Below are 14,673 nucleotides of genomic sequence, written 5' to 3'. Positions count from 1 at the left end.
CCCGGCTCCCGGCTCCCGGCTCCCGGCTCCCGGCTCCCGGCTCCCGGCTCCCGGCTCCCGGCGGTAGGAGTTTCCACCCCAGCGGCGGGCGCCGGCCTCACCTGCGGGCGATCATCCCCGGGTCCGCCGCCTCGAATCCCGGCGGCCGCTCCGCCCCTCGACCGACCGCAGCAGACCTGCCACCCCAACTCCACCCCACCGCCGCCAGGCATGCTCACCACCCGGCCACCGCAAAGCCGCACCAGCCCCGCACTCCCCGCCACCGGCCAACCCCAAGCGCCCCCAAACCACCGCAAGCCCACACCACCCAACCACGCAGCCGATCTGGCCCCCGACCAGCGCTCCTGACCGTCCGCACAGGCCGAGGCCCCACATTCGGCGCCTCCCGCCTCCCCCATCGCCTCGGTACGGTGGCCGCATGATGCGGAAGGCTGTGGCCGTGCGGCGGGACGAAATCGTGCGGGCCGCGCTTCAGCAGATCCGCCTGCGGGGCATTGCCGGTGTGCGGGCCGCCGATGTCGCTCACTCGCTCGATGTCAGCACCGCGCTGATCTTCTACCACTTCAAGACCCTCGAAACGCTTGTCATCGAAGCCTTCCGGCAGGCCGCCGAGCGGGAACTGGCCAAGCTGGACGACGAGCTCGGCAAAGGCGGCCCCGCCGACCATCGCTTGCGCGCCGTGCTCGCCTTGTACGGGCCCACCGACCACGAGAACTGGCAGCTGTGGATCGAGGCCGGGGCCGCGGCCATGCGGGACGCCGATCTGCGGGCCGTGCTGCAACGGCTCGATCTTCGGTGGCGGGACGCCGTGGTGGCCCTCATCGCGGAGGGTGTCGGGGCCGGGACCTTCCGGTGTCCCGATCCGCACGGCGCCGCGTGGCGGTTGACCGCGTTGCTCGACGGGCTCGCCGTTCAGGTCGTCGGCCGGCGGGGGACCGTCACCGCCGGGGACTGTGCTCGGTGGGTCGAGCAGGCGATGGCCTACGAGCTCGGGTGTCGACCGGGGGATCAGGAGGGGCGATGACCGGAACAGCCTTGCTCGAAGTCGCGTGGACCGACCCGGTCACCGGGTGCCGCGGGTACCTGGTGATCGACCGGCTGGTGCGCGGCGTGGCCAGCGGGGGCCTGCGGATGCGCCGCGGCTGCTCGCTGTTCGAGGTCCGCGGCCTCGCCAGGGGCATGACGCTCAAGGAAGGCCTCAACTACGACCCCGACGGCCGGTACATCCCCCTCGGCGGAGCCAAGGGCGGCATCGACTTCGACCCCTACGACGAGCGCGCCCGCGACGTCGTCGCCCGGTACCTGCACGCCATGCGGCCGCTCATCGAGCAGTACTGGACCATGGGCGAGGACCTCGGCCTGCGGCAGGACGTCATCGACGGCGTCATCGCCGAAATCGGGCTGCTCAGCCCGGTCCAGGCCATCTACCCGCTGCTCGAAGACCGCGAGGCGGCGACCGCGCGGCTGGCGGAGGCGTTCCGGATCGAGGTCGGCGGGCTCGGGCTCGACGAGCTGGTCGGCGGCCTCGGCGTCGCGCAGGCCACGCTCACCGGGCTCGAACTGCTCGGCATGGACCACCAGCCGAACCGCGTCGTGCTGCAGGGCTTCGGCTCGATGGGCGGCGCCACCGCCCGCTTCCTCGCCGACGCCGGGCTGCGCGTGGTCGGCGTCTCGGACGTGCGCGGGGTCGTCGCCAACCCGGACGGGCTCGACGTCGAAAACCTGCTGCGGCACCGCGACCGCTTCGGCGGCATCGACCGCGACAACCTCAAGCCCGGAGACCGGCTGCTGCCGCCCGAAGCGTGGCTCGACGTGCCGGCCGAGGTGCTCGTCCCGGCGGCGATCTCCTACTGCGTCGACGCCGACAACCAGGCCAAGATCGGCGCGCAACTCATCGTCGAGGCCGCGAACCTGCCGGTCACGCCGGACGCCGAAGAGCTCCTCGACGCCCGCGGCATCCGCGTGGTGCCGGACTTCGTCGCCAACTCGGCGACCAACTCCTGGTGGTGGTGGACGCTGTTCGGCGACGTCGGCGCGGACGCCGAGGAAGCCTTCGGCAAGGTCCGCTCCCGGATGCGCGCCCTGGTGACCGGCATGTTCGAGGTCGCCACCCTGGACGGGCTGAGCCTGCGCGCCGCCGCGCTGCAGCTGTCGGAGAGGAACCTCGAGGCCATCCAGGCCCGCTTCGGCTGAGTGCCGGGGGCCGGGGAACGAATCCGCCCCAAAAGTAGTTGAGCGTTGTATGAAACTCGGCATCTACAGCTTCGGCGACCGCGCGCCGGACCCGCGCACCGGCGAACAACCCACCGTCGCGCAGACGCTGGCCAACACCCTCGAGCGGATCAAGCTGGCCGACGAGCTGGGCCTCGGCTTCTACGGCCTCGGCGAGCACCACCTGGACCAGTACGCGATCGCCAACCCCGGCACCGTGCTGGCCGCCGCCGCGAGCGTCACGAGCCAGATCACCCTCAGCTCCGCGGTCACCGTGCTGAGCACCGAGGACCCGGTCCGCCTCTACCAGCAGTTCACCACGCTCGACCAGCTCAGCCACGGCCGCGCCGAGCTGCTCGCCGGGCGCGGGTCGTTCACCGAGTCGTTCCCGTTGTTCGGCAACGACCTCGGCGACTACGACGAGCTGTTCGAGGAGAAGCTCGCCCTGCTCCTGCGCATCGACCGCGAGGACCCGCTGACCTGGTCCGGCAAGTTCCGCCCGCCGCTGGAGAACGCGCGGATCCTGCCCCGGCCGTACGGCAGGCGCCTGCGCATCTCGGTCGGCACCGGCGGCAACCCCGAGTCCTCGATCCGCGCCGGCCTGCTCGGCCTGCCGGTGGTGTACGCCGTGATCGGCGGACAGCCCGAGCGCTTCGCCCCGCTGGTCGACCTCTACCGCCGGGCCGGCGAGGCGGGCGAACAGGACCCCGCGGACCTGCACGTCACCATGGGCGCGATCGGTTTCATCGCCGAGAAGTCCCAGGACGCCAAGGAAACCTTCTTCCCGTACTGGCTCGAGACCATGAAGTACGGTGCCCGCGCCCGCGGCTGGACGGTCCCGACCCGCGCGGAGTACGACGAGTACACCCGTGACGCGCAGGCGTTGTTCGTCGGCAGCCCGCAGGAGATCGCCGAGCGGCTGATCGCGGTCGGCAAGCTCACCGGCGCGGACCGGTACGCGATGCAGATGGACTGGTCCGGCGTGCCGCACGCCGAGGTCATGCGCGCCATCGAGCTCCTCGGCACCGAAGTGCTCCCGTTGGTGGAAAAGGAGTTTTAGACGTCGTTCGCGGCGATGTAGCCGAACGTCATCGCGGGGCCGATCGTCGACCCCGCGCCGGCGTAGCTGTGACCCATCACCGCCGCGCTCGCGTTGCCCGCCGCGTACAGGCCGCGGATCACCGAGCCGTCCGGGCGGAGCACCCGCGCCCGGGCGTCCGTGCGCATGCCGCCCTTCGTGCCGAGGTCGCCCGGGACGAGCCGCAGCGCGTAGTACGGTGCCGCCCACAGCGGCGCCAAGCAGGAGTTCGGCGTCACCGCCGGGTCCGTGTAGTAGTGGTCGTACGCGCTGGCGCCGCGGTGGAATTCGCTGTCCACACCGGACCTGGCGAACCCGTTGAAGCGATCCACAGTGGACTTCAGCGCGGCCGGCGGGACACCGATCCGCGTCGCGAGGTCCTGGACGGTGGCGGCCTTGAAGACCGCGCCGGCGGCGTACCAGGCGTCCGGGAACGGAAGCAGCGGCGCGATGTCGCGGAACAGGTACCGGTTGCGGTAGTTCTGGTCGACGATCAGCCACGCCGGGATGTCCGGGGCCGACGGGTTCCTGTCGTACATGGTGTGCACGACGTCGCTGTAGGGCGCGGCTTCGTTGACGAACCGCTGCCCCGCCTGGTTCACGATCAGCCCGCCGGGCAGGGTCCGTTCGGCCAGGCAGAAGTACGGGTCGCCCGGGGTGGGGATGGCCGGGCCCCACCACGCGTCGTCCATCAGGTCGAGAGCCGCGCCGGCCCGCTGCCCGGCGCGGTGGCCGTCGCCGGTGTTCTCCTTCGCCCCGACCGTCCAGTCGGTGCCGATCGGCTGCCGCTGGTACTGCGCACGCATCGCCGCGTTGTGCTCGAAGCCGCCCGAGCCGACGATCACGCCACGCCGCGCCCGCACCAGCCCCTGCGGCACGACGACCCCGGTCACCGCGCCGTTTTCGACGTTCAGGTCGACCAGCGGGGTGTTCAGCAGCACCGGCACGTTCGCCCGCTGCAGGCCCACGCGCAGGCCGGCGGCCAGCGACTGCCCCATGGTGAGCGGCTTCTGCCCGGCCAGCGCGGCGGCCGTGCCGCGGGCCAGGCACTCGGCGGCGACCGCGGCGCCCTTGGCGTTGACCAGGGCGAGGTTCAGCCACTTGTAGTCGGCGCTGAAGACGACCAGCCCGGGCGGCGTGGCCAGGTACGGCAGGTTGAGGTTGGCCAGCTCGGCGCCCAGCAGGTTGCCGTCGAGCACGTCCGGTTCGATCGACCGGCCTCCTGGCAGGCCGCCGGGCAGTTCCGGGTAGTAGTCGCTGTAGCCCTCCATGAAGCGGAACCGCAGCGGGCTGTTGGCCAGCACGAACGCGATCATCGCCGGGCCGTGGCGCAGGAACGCCTCCTGCCGCGCGGCCGGGACGTCCGGGCCGACGACGGCGGCGAGGTACTGCGCGGCCTTCGCGGGCGTGTCGGGCACGCCGGCGGCGAGCAGCACCTGGTTGTTCGGGATCCAGATGCCGGCCCCGGACCGGGCCGCGGACCCGCCGAACGTCGGCGCCTTCTCGAGCACGACGACGCTCAGTCCGCGCTTGGCCGCGGTCAGCGCGGCGGTCATGCCGGCCGCACCGGAGCCGACCACGACGACGTCGTACTCGGCCGACGGCGCCGCGGCGGCCGGGGCCGCGGTCGCGGCGGCCGGGGTCGCGAGCCCGGCTGTCACGGCGAGCCCGGCGCCCGCGGCCGTGCCGCGGAGGAGCTGACGGCGGGTGAGATCGGCTTCCATGGCGACTCCTCGCTCGCGGGAACGGCGAGGGTCATGATTTCGGCCGCACGGCGGAACTGGAACAGGTTCTACCCGAGTGGAGCAGTCGCGGCCCGCCCCGCTCCACCGGTGGCGCCAACGGGAACCGACATTCGGCGCAGGCCCACCCCGGCCGCCCCACCGGCTCAGGCCGACCAGGTCACCGGCACCTCCTCGGGCCCGCGCACCGACAGCGGCGGCCGCCAGGTGATCGTCTCCGGCGGGACCGCCAGGTCCAGGCCGGGCAGCCGGTCCACCAGCGCGCGCAGGGCGATCTCGCCTTCCAGCCGGGCCAGCGCCGCGCCGAGGCAGAAGTGGATCCCGTGCCCGAAACCGAGCTGCGGCGCGTCCTTCCGGCGGATGTCGAACTCGGCCGCCGACGGGAACGCGTTCTCGTCGCGGTTCGCGGCCCCCACGTGCGCCAGCACCGCCTCGCCGCGGCGCACGAGCACGCCACTCAGCGTCACGTCCGCCAGCGCCACCCGCAGCAGGGACGAGTCGACCGGGCCGTCGAAGCGCATGATCTCCTCGACCGCACCCGGTGTCAGCGCGGGATCGGCGCGCAACGCCGCCAGCTGCTCCGGGTGCCGGCACAGCAGGACGACCCCGCACCCGATCAGGCTGACCGTCGTCTCGTGGCCGGCGAGCAGCAGCTGCGTGGCGAGGTCGATCAGCTCCGGCTCGGTGAGCCGGTCGCCGTCCTCGTCGCGGGCGTGCACGAGGGCGCTCAGGAAGTCGTCCGCGGGGCGCGCCCGTTTCTCCGCCACCAGCGCGGCCATGTCCTCGGCGCCGTCGCGCCGGGCCTGCTCGACGTCGGCGGGTGCGTGCTGCATCGGCGTCACGATCACCCGCGACCACCGCCGGAAGCGCTCGCGGCCGGCGAACGGGACGCCGAGCAGCTCGCACATGACCGCGGTCGGCAGCGGGAACGCGAACTCCTCGACCAGGTCCGCCGGCGGCCCGTGCGCGACCACCGCCTCGAGCAGCTCGTCGGCGATCTCCTGGATCCGGGGCCGGAACGCGGCGATCCGGCGGACGGTGAACGCCTGCGCCGACAGCCGCCGCAGGCGGGTGTGGTCGGGCGGGTCCATGTTGAGGATGCTGTGCTCGCCGGTCGAGAAGTCGCCCGGCTCGATGAGGCACGGCGCACCCGGGTACAGCAGGTCGCGGCTGAACCGCGGGTCGGAGAAGACCGTGCGGACGTCGTCGTAGCGCGTCACCAGCCAGCCTTCGTGCCCGCTGGGGAACACGATCCGGGACACCGGCGGGTACCCGGCGTAGATCTCCCCCATCGGGACGGCGGGATGGTCCTTCTCGGCGGGATAGACAGCGGTCATGCCGCCGATGATGGGCGCCGTTCCCGGCGTCGCGGAAGGCGCGCGAGCCCGGGAAACCCGTCCGGACGCCGGAAACCGCCCGGACGGCCGCACGCCCGGCCCACCAAATGTCCTTTGTGGACGCACAACGCAAGTTGACGGCATCCTCAAGTTGTGGCTAAGTTGAGGTCATACTCAACTTCAGGAGGTTTCCTTGCCGAAAGTGCTCGCCGTCCTGGGCGTCGGTCCCGGCCTCGGCCTGTCGATCGCCCGCCGCTTCGGCCGCGAAGGCTTCACGACGGCGCTGGTCTCCCGCACCGACACGCGCCACGCGGGCTACCGCGCGTCGCTCGCCGGCGTCAACGCCCCCACCTACACGGCCGACGTCACCGACGAAGCCCAGCTCCGCGACGTGCTCGTCCGCATCACGGCCGACGCCGGCGAGATCGACGCGGTGTACTTCGGGCCGGCCGACGCCACGGCCGGGCCGGGCATCACGCCGCTCACCGAAGCCGGGGCCGGCACCCTGCGCGCGTCGTTCGACGCCGTCGTCGCCCCGGCGGCGAGACTCGTCGAAGCCGTGCTACCGGGCCTGCTGGCGCGCGGCTCGGGTTCGCTGCTGTTCGCCGGCGGCCTCAGCGGCAAGTACCCGATGCCGATGCTCGGCAGCCTCGCCCCGGCGTCGGCGGCACTGCGGATGTACGTGCTCACGCTGCACGCGGCCCTGCGGGAAACCGGCGTCCACGCCGGGATCCTGACCATCGGCGGCCTCGTCGAGCGCGGCGACATCCACCGCGTGTTCACGTCGCAGGACCACGGCTTCACGGTGGGCACGCTCGATCCGGACGACATCGCCGAGCGGGCGTGGCGGCTCTACACCGAGCGGGAAGCCGAAGCGGAGTTCAACGCGATGGCGGCGGTCTAGGCGAGGTAGGCGAGTTCCGGGTGCGCGGCGGCGTAGGCGTCGAGCAGCCGCCGGGCGACCGACACCGAGTCGACCAGCGGGTGCAGCGCGAACGCCCGCAGCGCCGCCGCCCGCGAACCCGTCGTCGCCGCCTCGATCGCCGCCCGCTCGACGGCCTTGACCGTCGTCACCAGGCCCAGCGCGTGGTCCGCCAGCGGCGCGGTGGCGAGCGGCCGGGCGCCCTCGGCGCCGACGGCACACGGCACCTCGACGACCGCGTCACCCGGCACGCCCGCCAGCGTGGAACCGTTGCGGACGTTGAGGATCAGCGTCGTGCGCTCGCCGTGCGCCAGGGCGCGCATCAAGGCCAGCGCGACCTTCTCGTAGCCACCGCCTTCGAGGTCCTCACGCTCTCCCTCGCGCGTCTCGGCCATGTACGTCGCTTCGCGCTCCAGGCGCGTGCGTTCCCACGAAGCCAGTGAAGGTGCCGCGTAGAACCCGCGTTGCTGCTCCAGCAGGAACGCCCCGCGAGACGCCGAACCGGCGGCCTCGCGGGCGAAGTAGTAGTAGTGCAGGTACTCGTTGGGAACCGCGCCGAGCGTGCGCAGCCACTCCGCGCCGAAGAGCTTGCCTTCTTCGAACGACTCGCACGCGGCACTGTCGGCGAGCAGCCGCGGCAGGACGTCCTCACCGCCGACGCGCACCGAGCGGAGCCAGCCGAGGTGGTTGAGCCCCGCGTAGTCGAACCGCGCCGCCGCCGCGTCGATCCCGAGCGCCCGGGCGACGCGGCGGCACAGCCCGGCCGGGGAGTCGCAGATGCCGATCACCCGGCCGCCGAGGTGCGCGGCCATCGCTTCGGTGACCATCCCGGCGGGGTTGGTGAAGTTGATGACCCACGCGCGCGGCGCCAGCTCGCCGACCAGCCGGGCGAGGGCGACGGCGACCGGGACCGTCCGCAACCCGTAGGCGAGCCCGCCCGCACCCACCGTTTCCTGGCCCAGCACGCCCTCGGCGTGCGCGATCTGCTCGTCCAGCCGCCGTCCGCGCAGGCCGCCCACGCGGATGGCCGAGAACACGAAGTCCACATCGGACACCGCGGTGGCGAGGTCGGTGGTCGTGCGCACCCGCGGCGCGTCCGCCGCGCCGCCGGCCTGCTCGGCCAGCACCCGTTCGATCGCGGCGAGGCGCCCGGCGTCGACGTCGTGCAGGACGAGCTCGGTGACCCCGCCGCCGTCGAGCAGCGCCCCGTGCACCAGCGGCACGCGGAAGCCGCCGCCGCCGAGGATCGCCAGCTTCATCGCGGGGCACGTCCCCCGGTCGCCCGACCGTCTTGCCGCATCCGGTGACCCTAGCAGCCGGATTCACGCGATCCGTGGCACGAACGGCCCAGCTCTTGCGGATCTCGCGCCGCTGACGCACGCTCGGGCCACCGTTGCGTGACCGACGTGGAGGCGCCCGTGCCGGCTGAGCCCGCACCCGAAACCGATGTCTTCCTGTCCGGCCTGCTGTTCTTCGACCTGGTCTTCACCGGGCTCGAACACCCGCCGGCCCCGGGCACGGAGGTGTGGACGGGCGGCATGGGCTCGGGACCGGGCGGCATCGCGAACTTCGCCGTCGCGCTCAGCCGTCTCGGCCTGCGGACGTCGCTGGCGGCGGCGTTCGGCACCGACGTCTACGGGCGCTACTGCTGGGACGTGCTGGCCCGGCAGGAGCACATCGACCTGTCGCGGTCGCGGCGGTTCCCGGAATGGCACTCCCCGGTGACGGTCTCGCTGGCCTACGCCGGCGACCGCGCGATGGTCACCCACGGCCACCCGCCGCCCGTCCCGGTCGCGGAACTCGCCGGTTCGCCGCCGCGGAGCCGCGCGACGGTGGCGCACATCGGCCTCGACACGGCCGAGTGGGTGCACACCGCGCACCAGGCGGGCAGCCTGGTGTTCGCCGACGTCGGCTGGGACCCGTCCGAGGCCTGGTCGCCCGCGCTGCTCGAGCAGCTGGCGTGCTGCCACGCGTTCCTGCCGAACGAGATCGAGGCAATGCGCTACACCCGCACGGACACGCCCGAAGCGGCCCTGGCCAGGCTGGCGGAGCTGGTCCCGATCGCGGTGATCACCCGCGGCGGCGAGGGCGTGCTGGCGGTGGACGGGACGACCGGCGAGACGGCGGCGGTCCCGGCCCTCCCGGTCGACGTGCTGGACGCCACGGGCGCGGGTGACGTCTTCGGCGCCGGTTTCGTGGCCGCGACGCTGACCGGCTGGCCGCTGGTGGAGCGGCTGCGGTTCGCGTGCCTGACGGCGAGCCTGTCGGTCCAGCACTTCGGCGGCGCGCTGGCCGCCCCCGGCTGGCACGAGATCGCCCAGTGGCACGCGCGGACCCGCAGCCCGGACTACACGTTCCTGGACGACGTGCTGCCGTCGGAGACGGTGGCCGGGATCCACCGCGGCCCGGTGACCCTCGGCTTCGGCGACGACAGCTGGCGCTGACCGGGACCGGGCCGGTCCCGGTCAGCACCGCCTCACCCCACCGACACGCGCAGGATCTGGTTGTGGCTGTTGTGCGGCACGCCGTCCTTGTCACCGTCCACACTGGTCGCCAGCCACAGCCCGCTGTCCGGCGCCGGCTCGACGGTGCGCAGCCTGCCGTACGTCCCGGTGAAGAACGACTGAACGTTCGTCAGCGTGTCGCCCTCGATCACCGCCCGGTAGAGCCGCGCGCCGCGCTCGCACGCCACGTACAGCGCGCCGTTGACGATCGCGATTCCGCTGCACGAACCCTGTGCCACCGGGTACGTCCGCTTCGGGGCGACGAAGCCGTCGCACGAACCCGACGTCCCTTCGCACGAAGGCCAGCCGTAGTTGCCACCCTTCACGATCAGGTTCGTCTCGTCCATGACGTTGTTGCCGAACTCCTGTTCCCACAACCTGCCCTGGGCGTCGAACGCCAGGCCCTGGATGTTGCGGTGCCCGTAGCTCCACACCGCGTTGCCGAACGGGTTGTCCGCCGGGATCGAGCCGTCCGGGTTGATCCGCAGCACCTTCCCGTTGAGGCTGCTCGTGTTCGGCGCGGTGGCGCTGTTCTGCGCGTCGCCCGTGGCGGCGAACAGGTACCGGCCGTCCGGGCTGAACCGCAGGCGGCCGCCGTTGTGGTACTTGTTGCGCGCGATGCCGGTCAGCAGCACCTGCTCGGTGCTCGTGTCGAGTGAGTCCGCGGCCGGGTCGTACTTGACCCGCACGATCCGGTTGTCGCTCGCCGTGGTGTGGAAGAGGTAGAGCCAGTGGTCGGTGGCGAACGACACCGGGTTGATCTCCAGGCCCAGCAGGCCGCCTTCGCCGTCGGTGTTCTCCACCCCCGGCAGGGTGCCGATCGTCGTCTTCGCCCTGGTCGCGGGGTTCAGGTGGATGATGTCGTGCACGTCGCGCTGGGTGTAGAGGACGGTCCCGTCCGGCAGGGTCGTCAGGCCCCACACGACGTCGTCGTCCGTGGTGATCTGCGTGGCACCGCAGACGCCCTGCGACGGCGAGCAGCCCGACCCGCCGGTGGTGGTGACGTCCAGGACCGGGGTGCTCGGCGCGCTGAGGTTGCCGTTGCGGTCCACGGCCCGCACCTGCAGGTGGTACGCCGTGCTCGGGGTCAGGCCGCCGAGCGTGGTGCTCGCCGTGTCCGACGTCCCGATCTGCGTGCCGCCGTCGTAGATCCGGTACCCGGTGACGCCCACGTCGTCGGTGGACGCCGTCCACGCGAGACCGATCGACGTGCTGTTCACCGCGGTGACGTGCACGTCCGAGGGCGCGGACGGCGGCGTGCTGTCGTCGGACGGCGGCGTCCGCACCGGCAGTGTGCCGCTGGCCTGCGACACGTTCCCGGCCGCGTCCCGCGCGTTGACGTAGAAGCCGTAGCTGCCGTTCGGGCCGAGGTTGCCGCAGGTCGCGGTGAGGGCGCCGGTCGTGCTCGCGCAGAGCTGGCCGTCGCGGTAGACGTCGTAGCCCGCGACGCCGACGTCGTCGGTGGCCGCGGTCCACGCGATCGTGGCGCTGGTGGACGTGACACCGACCAGCGTCGGCGTGCCGGGCGGTGACGGCGGCTGGACGTCCCCCGCCGAGCCGTAGACGGCGAACTCCTGCAGCGAATAGCCCCTCGAGCGGTCGGTGCGGCAGCGTTTCGTGCCGTACACCCGGACGTAGCGGCCGGTGCCGTCGAGGGAGGTCAGGTCCTCGACGCCGCCCTTGCCCGCGGTCGTCGCGTAGATCTTCGTCCACGTGACACGGTCGGCGGAGGTGCCGATTTCGTAGGCCGTGGCGCAGGAAGCGTCCCACTGCAGCCGCACGCGGCTGACGCGCACCACCGCGCCGAGGTCGACGTCGATCCACTGTGGATCGACGCCGGCCGCGCTGGCCCAGCGGGTCGCGGAATTCCCGTCGACCGCGTTCGCCGCCGGGCAGCACCAGCCCGACGAGGACACCGTCACCGGCCTTCCCTGCGACAGCAGGGGATCGGCGGCTTCCGCCGGTCCCGCGATCATCGTCGGGGCGGCGAGCGCGAGCGCGATCGCCCCCATCCGAATCCGTCTGCTCATTCCGTCCTCCATGCTTGATGATGACGGCGGAGCGCTCCTGGATCGCGCCAAGCGACCTCGGGGAGAAACCCTACGAGTGGACGGTCCGGGTGGCAACCGGCATCCCGATCACCGGGCCGGAACGACGGAAAGCGCCTTCACGGCAGCACCCGCCCGAGGAAACCGCGGATGTAGCCGGCGATGGCGTCCAAGTGCGTTTCCAGTGCGAAATGGCCGGAATCGAGCAGGTGGATTTCGGCGTCGGGCAGATCCCGGGCGTAGGCGCGGGCGCCGTCGGCGATGAAAATTTCATCGTTCCCGCCCCAGACGGCGAGCAGCGGCACCCGGCTGGTCCGGAAGTATTCGTGGAACTTCGGGTAGAGGCCGATGTTGTGGTGGTAGCCGGCGAGCAGCGCCTGCTGGATCGCCGCGGCGCCGGGCCGGTCCAGCAGCGCCTGGTCGTGGATCCAGACGTCCGGGCTGACCAGCGACGGGTCGCGCACGCCGTCGAGGTACTGCGCCTTGGTGGCCTCGAGGGTGACCATGCCGCGCAGGTCGTCCTCGGTCAGCGTGCCGGCGGCCAGCTTCTGCGGCAGCCCGGCACCCAGGCCCTCGACGTAGGCGTTGCCGTTCTGCGTGACGATCGCGGTCACCCGCTCGGGGTGCGCGGCGGCGATCCGCAGCCCCACCGGCGCGCCGAAGTCCTGGATGTAGAGGGCGAAGCGGCCGAGGCCGATCTCGTCGAGCAGGCCGAGCGTGAGTTCGGCGAGCGCGTCGAAGGTGTAGGTGAACTCGCCGGTGGACGGCGCGTCGGACGCGCCGGAGCCGAGGTAGTCCGGCGCGACGACGTGGTAGCGATCCGCCAGCGCGGGGATGAGGTGCCGGAACATGTGCGAGCTCGTCGGAAAGCCGTGCAGCAGCACGATCGTGGGGGCGTCGGCGGGACCGGCCTCCCGGTAGAACAGCCGGTGCCCGGCGACGGTGGCGTAGCGGTGGTACACGGTCTTCTCCTCGTCTCTCATGGTTATTTTTTCATTTATCCATGAGAGACGATAGGCTGTCAACGGTCGGGGACACTGGGGGCGAGCTTCGGGAGGCGAACATGGTCACGGCGGCACCGGGCGAGGACCGCTCGCTCGCACTGGCGCTGGTCAACACCCGGCGCCAGTCGGCGGACGACTTGGGCTCACCCGGCGACGCGGCCGCGTGGCTGCGCTCGCGGGGCGTGGGGGCGGCGGTCGCCGACCCGGCCGCGTTGGGTCGCCTGACGGACTTGCGCGCGGCCGTCCGCGAGCTGCTCGGGGCACTGGCGGAAGACCGCGAGCCGTCCGCGGCGGCGGTGGAGACGATCAACGCGGCGGCGCGCGCGGACGCGGCGGCCCCGGCGCTGGTCTGGCGGACCGGGCCGGCGCGCGAGTGGCACAGCACCCGGCCGGGCAGCATCGACGCGGCGGTGGCGGCACTGGCCCGGGACGCGATCGAGGTGGCGAGCGGAGAGCTCGGCCGCCTGGTCCGCCCGTGCGAGGCCCACGGGTGCGTCAGGTACTACTTCCGCGAGCACGCCCGCCGCCGCTGGTGCTCGACAACCTGCGGCGACCGCGTGCGCGCGGCCCGCCACCAGCGGCTGGTGGTCGAGCAACGGGACGGGACCCGGTGAAGCGCGCCGACGCCAAGCCGGGCGCGGACCAGGATGCCGCGGCCGGGCTCCGTGGACGCTGGTGATCGCCGCCAGCCCCCCGCAGCCAGGCTCGGCCGACCAAGGCGCCGCAGCCCCGCCCCGCCGACCCAGGCCATCGCCGCCAACCCACCACGACACCGCGGCCGGACCCCGTGAACGCCGGTGATCGCCGCCAGCCCGCAGCCAGGCTCGGCCGACCCCGATCAACGCCGCAACCGACCACGACACCACAGCCCCGCCCGCCCACCCCGGCCATCGCCGCTAGGGCGTGTCCTGTAAGTGGTTGAGCTGGGTTTCTGGTAGCTATGCGCGGTGGTTGGTCGCGGTGAGTTGACGGATAAGGCGTGGGCGGTGATCGAGCCGTTGCTGCCGCCGCAGCAGGGCGGGTGGGCGGCGGTGGCGGGATCACCGCCAGGTCATCAACGCGATTCTGTGGAAGCTGCGTACCGGTGCTCCGTGGCGTGACCTGCCTGAGCGGTACGGGCCCTGGAAGACCGCGCACGAACGTCTGCGGTTGTGGACCAAGGACGGCACCTGGGACAAGATCCTCGACCGGGTGATCGTCAAAGACGACGCCGTCGACGACCTGGAGTGGATCATCTCGGTGGACTCGAGCGTGGTCCGGGCCCATCAGCATGCTGCGGGTGCCCGGAAAAAGGGGGATGCAGCGACGGAACCGAAGCCATCGCTCTTGACGGGGAAGGACTCGGGCGGTCCCGAGGCGGACTGAGCACCAAGATCCACCTCGCCGTCGAAGGCCGAGGCCTGTTGGTACGAATACTGCTCACACCAGGCCAAGCGGGAGACAACCCGCAGTTGCTGCCGCTGCTGGATGGCATCAGCGTCGCCCGGCTCGGACCAGGCCGGCCCCGCTGCAGGCCGGAGACGGTGATCGCAGACAAGGCGTACTCGCATCCCTCGACCCGGCAAGCGATGCGGGACCGGCGGATCGCCTTCGTCAGCCCGGAACGGGAAGATCAGGTCGCCCGCCGCGTCGCCAAAGGCTCCCGCGGCGGGCGACCACCAGCCTTCGATGCCGAGGTCTACAAGCACCGCAACGTGGTCGAACGCCGCTTCAACCGCCTCAAACAGTTCCGTGACCTGGCCACCCGCTACGCCAAACGCGCCGCCTACTACCAAGCCGAGCTCACCATCGCCGCAATCGTCCTCTGGCTCCGATGACTTACAGGAC

Annotated in this window: 11 protein-coding genes and 1 pseudogene; 7 read left to right on the top strand and 5 right to left on the bottom strand. The window is 72.3% G+C overall.

Going from position 1 to position 14,673, the window contains the following annotated elements; genetic code table 11:
- The first annotated feature begins 439 nt into the window (after positions 1-439).
- From DV20_RS34995 to DV20_RS34985, 3 genes are read left to right on the top strand one after another with little or no spacing between them, the layout of a single operon-like run.
- Positions 440-1,024, top strand: coding sequence for a TetR/AcrR family transcriptional regulator (locus DV20_RS34995; protein WP_235191066.1), 585 nt, complete (start codon positions 440-442; stop codon positions 1,022-1,024).
- Positions 1,021-2,193 (top strand): Glu/Leu/Phe/Val dehydrogenase dimerization domain-containing protein, encoded by a 1,173-nt coding sequence (locus DV20_RS34990; RefSeq protein WP_043787538.1) that lies wholly within the window; start codon positions 1,021-1,023, stop codon positions 2,191-2,193. The genes DV20_RS34995 and DV20_RS34990 overlap by 4 nt, the downstream gene beginning before the upstream one ends.
- Positions 2,194-2,242: 49 nt before the next feature.
- The gene (locus tag DV20_RS34985; protein ID WP_043787537.1) at positions 2,243-3,271 is read left to right on the top strand and encodes an LLM class flavin-dependent oxidoreductase; all 1,029 of its coding nucleotides are present in this window, start codon (positions 2,243-2,245) and stop codon (positions 3,269-3,271) included.
- On the opposite strand, the gene kstD is transcribed toward DV20_RS34985, so the two are convergent.
- Both kstD and DV20_RS34975 read right to left on the bottom strand, forming a co-directional pair.
- The gene (kstD, locus tag DV20_RS34980) at positions 3,268-5,013 is read right to left on the bottom strand and encodes a 3-oxosteroid 1-dehydrogenase (RefSeq protein WP_043787535.1); all 1,746 of its coding nucleotides are present in this window, start codon (positions 5,011-5,013) and stop codon (positions 3,268-3,270) included. The two genes, DV20_RS34985 and kstD, sit on opposite strands and share 4 nt — an antisense overlap.
- A 164-nt stretch (positions 5,014-5,177) precedes the next feature.
- Entirely contained in the window at positions 5,178-6,368 is a 1,191-nt protein-coding gene (locus DV20_RS34975) for a cytochrome P450 (protein WP_043787533.1), read from the bottom strand.
- 202 nt (positions 6,369-6,570) lie between these two features.
- Here DV20_RS34975 and DV20_RS34970 point away from each other — a divergent pair, with 202 nt between their 5' ends.
- Positions 6,571-7,272 carry an SDR family NAD(P)-dependent oxidoreductase gene (locus DV20_RS34970; protein ID WP_235191067.1) on the top strand — a complete coding sequence of 234 codons (702 nt, stop codon included), beginning with the start codon at positions 6,571-6,573 and terminating at the stop codon, positions 7,270-7,272.
- Here the strand turns inward: DV20_RS34970 and DV20_RS34965 are convergent.
- On the bottom strand, positions 7,269-8,549 hold the full coding sequence (locus DV20_RS34965) for a 6-phospho-beta-glucosidase (RefSeq protein WP_043787530.1): 1,281 nt from the start codon (positions 8,547-8,549) through the stop codon (positions 7,269-7,271). The genes DV20_RS34970 and DV20_RS34965 overlap by 4 nt on opposite strands.
- Positions 8,550-8,708: 159 nt before the next feature.
- Between DV20_RS34965 and DV20_RS34960 the strand changes: the two genes are divergently transcribed.
- Positions 8,709-9,734, top strand: coding sequence for a carbohydrate kinase family protein (locus DV20_RS34960; protein WP_043787547.1), 1,026 nt, complete (start codon positions 8,709-8,711; stop codon positions 9,732-9,734).
- Positions 9,735-9,766: 32 nt separating this feature from the next.
- On the opposite strand, the gene DV20_RS34955 is transcribed toward DV20_RS34960, so the two are convergent.
- Together DV20_RS34955 and DV20_RS34950 are read right to left on the bottom strand one after the other, a co-directional pair.
- Entirely contained in the window at positions 9,767-11,806 is a 2,040-nt protein-coding gene (locus DV20_RS34955) for a PQQ-dependent sugar dehydrogenase (protein ID WP_043787529.1), read from the bottom strand.
- Between the two features lie 155 nt (positions 11,807-11,961).
- A complete protein-coding gene (locus DV20_RS34950) occupies positions 11,962-12,825 on the bottom strand; it encodes an alpha/beta fold hydrolase (RefSeq protein WP_043787528.1) in 864 nt (287 codons plus the stop codon).
- An 80-nt stretch (positions 12,826-12,905) separates the two neighbouring features.
- Here DV20_RS34950 and DV20_RS34945 point away from each other — a divergent pair, with 80 nt between their 5' ends.
- Complete coding sequence (locus DV20_RS34945; RefSeq protein WP_043787527.1) at positions 12,906-13,460, top strand: CGNR zinc finger domain-containing protein; 555 nt, start codon at positions 12,906-12,908, stop codon at positions 13,458-13,460.
- Positions 13,461-13,793: 333 nt separating this feature from the next.
- A pseudogene (locus DV20_RS44415) lies at positions 13,794-14,663 on the top strand (IS5 family transposase).
- The last annotated feature ends 10 nt before the right edge of the window (positions 14,664-14,673 follow it).

This window comes from Amycolatopsis rifamycinica (assembly GCF_000695625.1).
GTDB lineage: Bacteria > Actinomycetota > Actinomycetes > Mycobacteriales > Pseudonocardiaceae > Amycolatopsis > Amycolatopsis rifamycinica.
Note: the sequence above shows the minus strand (reverse complement) of the source record. Positions and strands in the feature narration are given on the sequence as shown.

What these genes read in the sequence shown, in the direction of transcription:
- DV20_RS34990 (WP_043787538.1), top strand. Translation starts at nt 1,021, where the DNA reads ATGACCGGAACAGCCTTGCTCGAAGTCGCGTGGACCGACCCGGTCACC.
- DV20_RS34985 (WP_043787537.1), top strand. Translation starts at nt 2,243, where the DNA reads ATGAAACTCGGCATCTACAGCTTCGGCGACCGCGCGCCGGACCCGCGC.
- kstD (WP_043787535.1), bottom strand. Translation starts at nt 5,013, where the DNA reads ATGGAAGCCGATCTCACCCGCCGTCAGCTCCTCCGCGGCACGGCCGCG.
- DV20_RS34975 (WP_043787533.1), bottom strand. Translation starts at nt 6,368, where the DNA reads ATGACCGCTGTCTATCCCGCCGAGAAGGACCATCCCGCCGTCCCGATG.
- DV20_RS34965 (WP_043787530.1), bottom strand. Translation starts at nt 8,549, where the DNA reads ATGAAGCTGGCGATCCTCGGCGGCGGCGGCTTCCGCGTGCCGCTGGTG.
- DV20_RS34955 (WP_043787529.1), bottom strand. Translation starts at nt 11,806, where the DNA reads ATGGGGGCGATCGCGCTCGCGCTCGCCGCCCCGACGATGATCGCGGGA.
- DV20_RS34950 (WP_043787528.1), bottom strand. Translation starts at nt 12,825, where the DNA reads ATGAGAGACGAGGAGAAGACCGTGTACCACCGCTACGCCACCGTCGCC.
- DV20_RS34945 (WP_043787527.1), top strand. Translation starts at nt 12,906, where the DNA reads ATGGTCACGGCGGCACCGGGCGAGGACCGCTCGCTCGCACTGGCGCTG.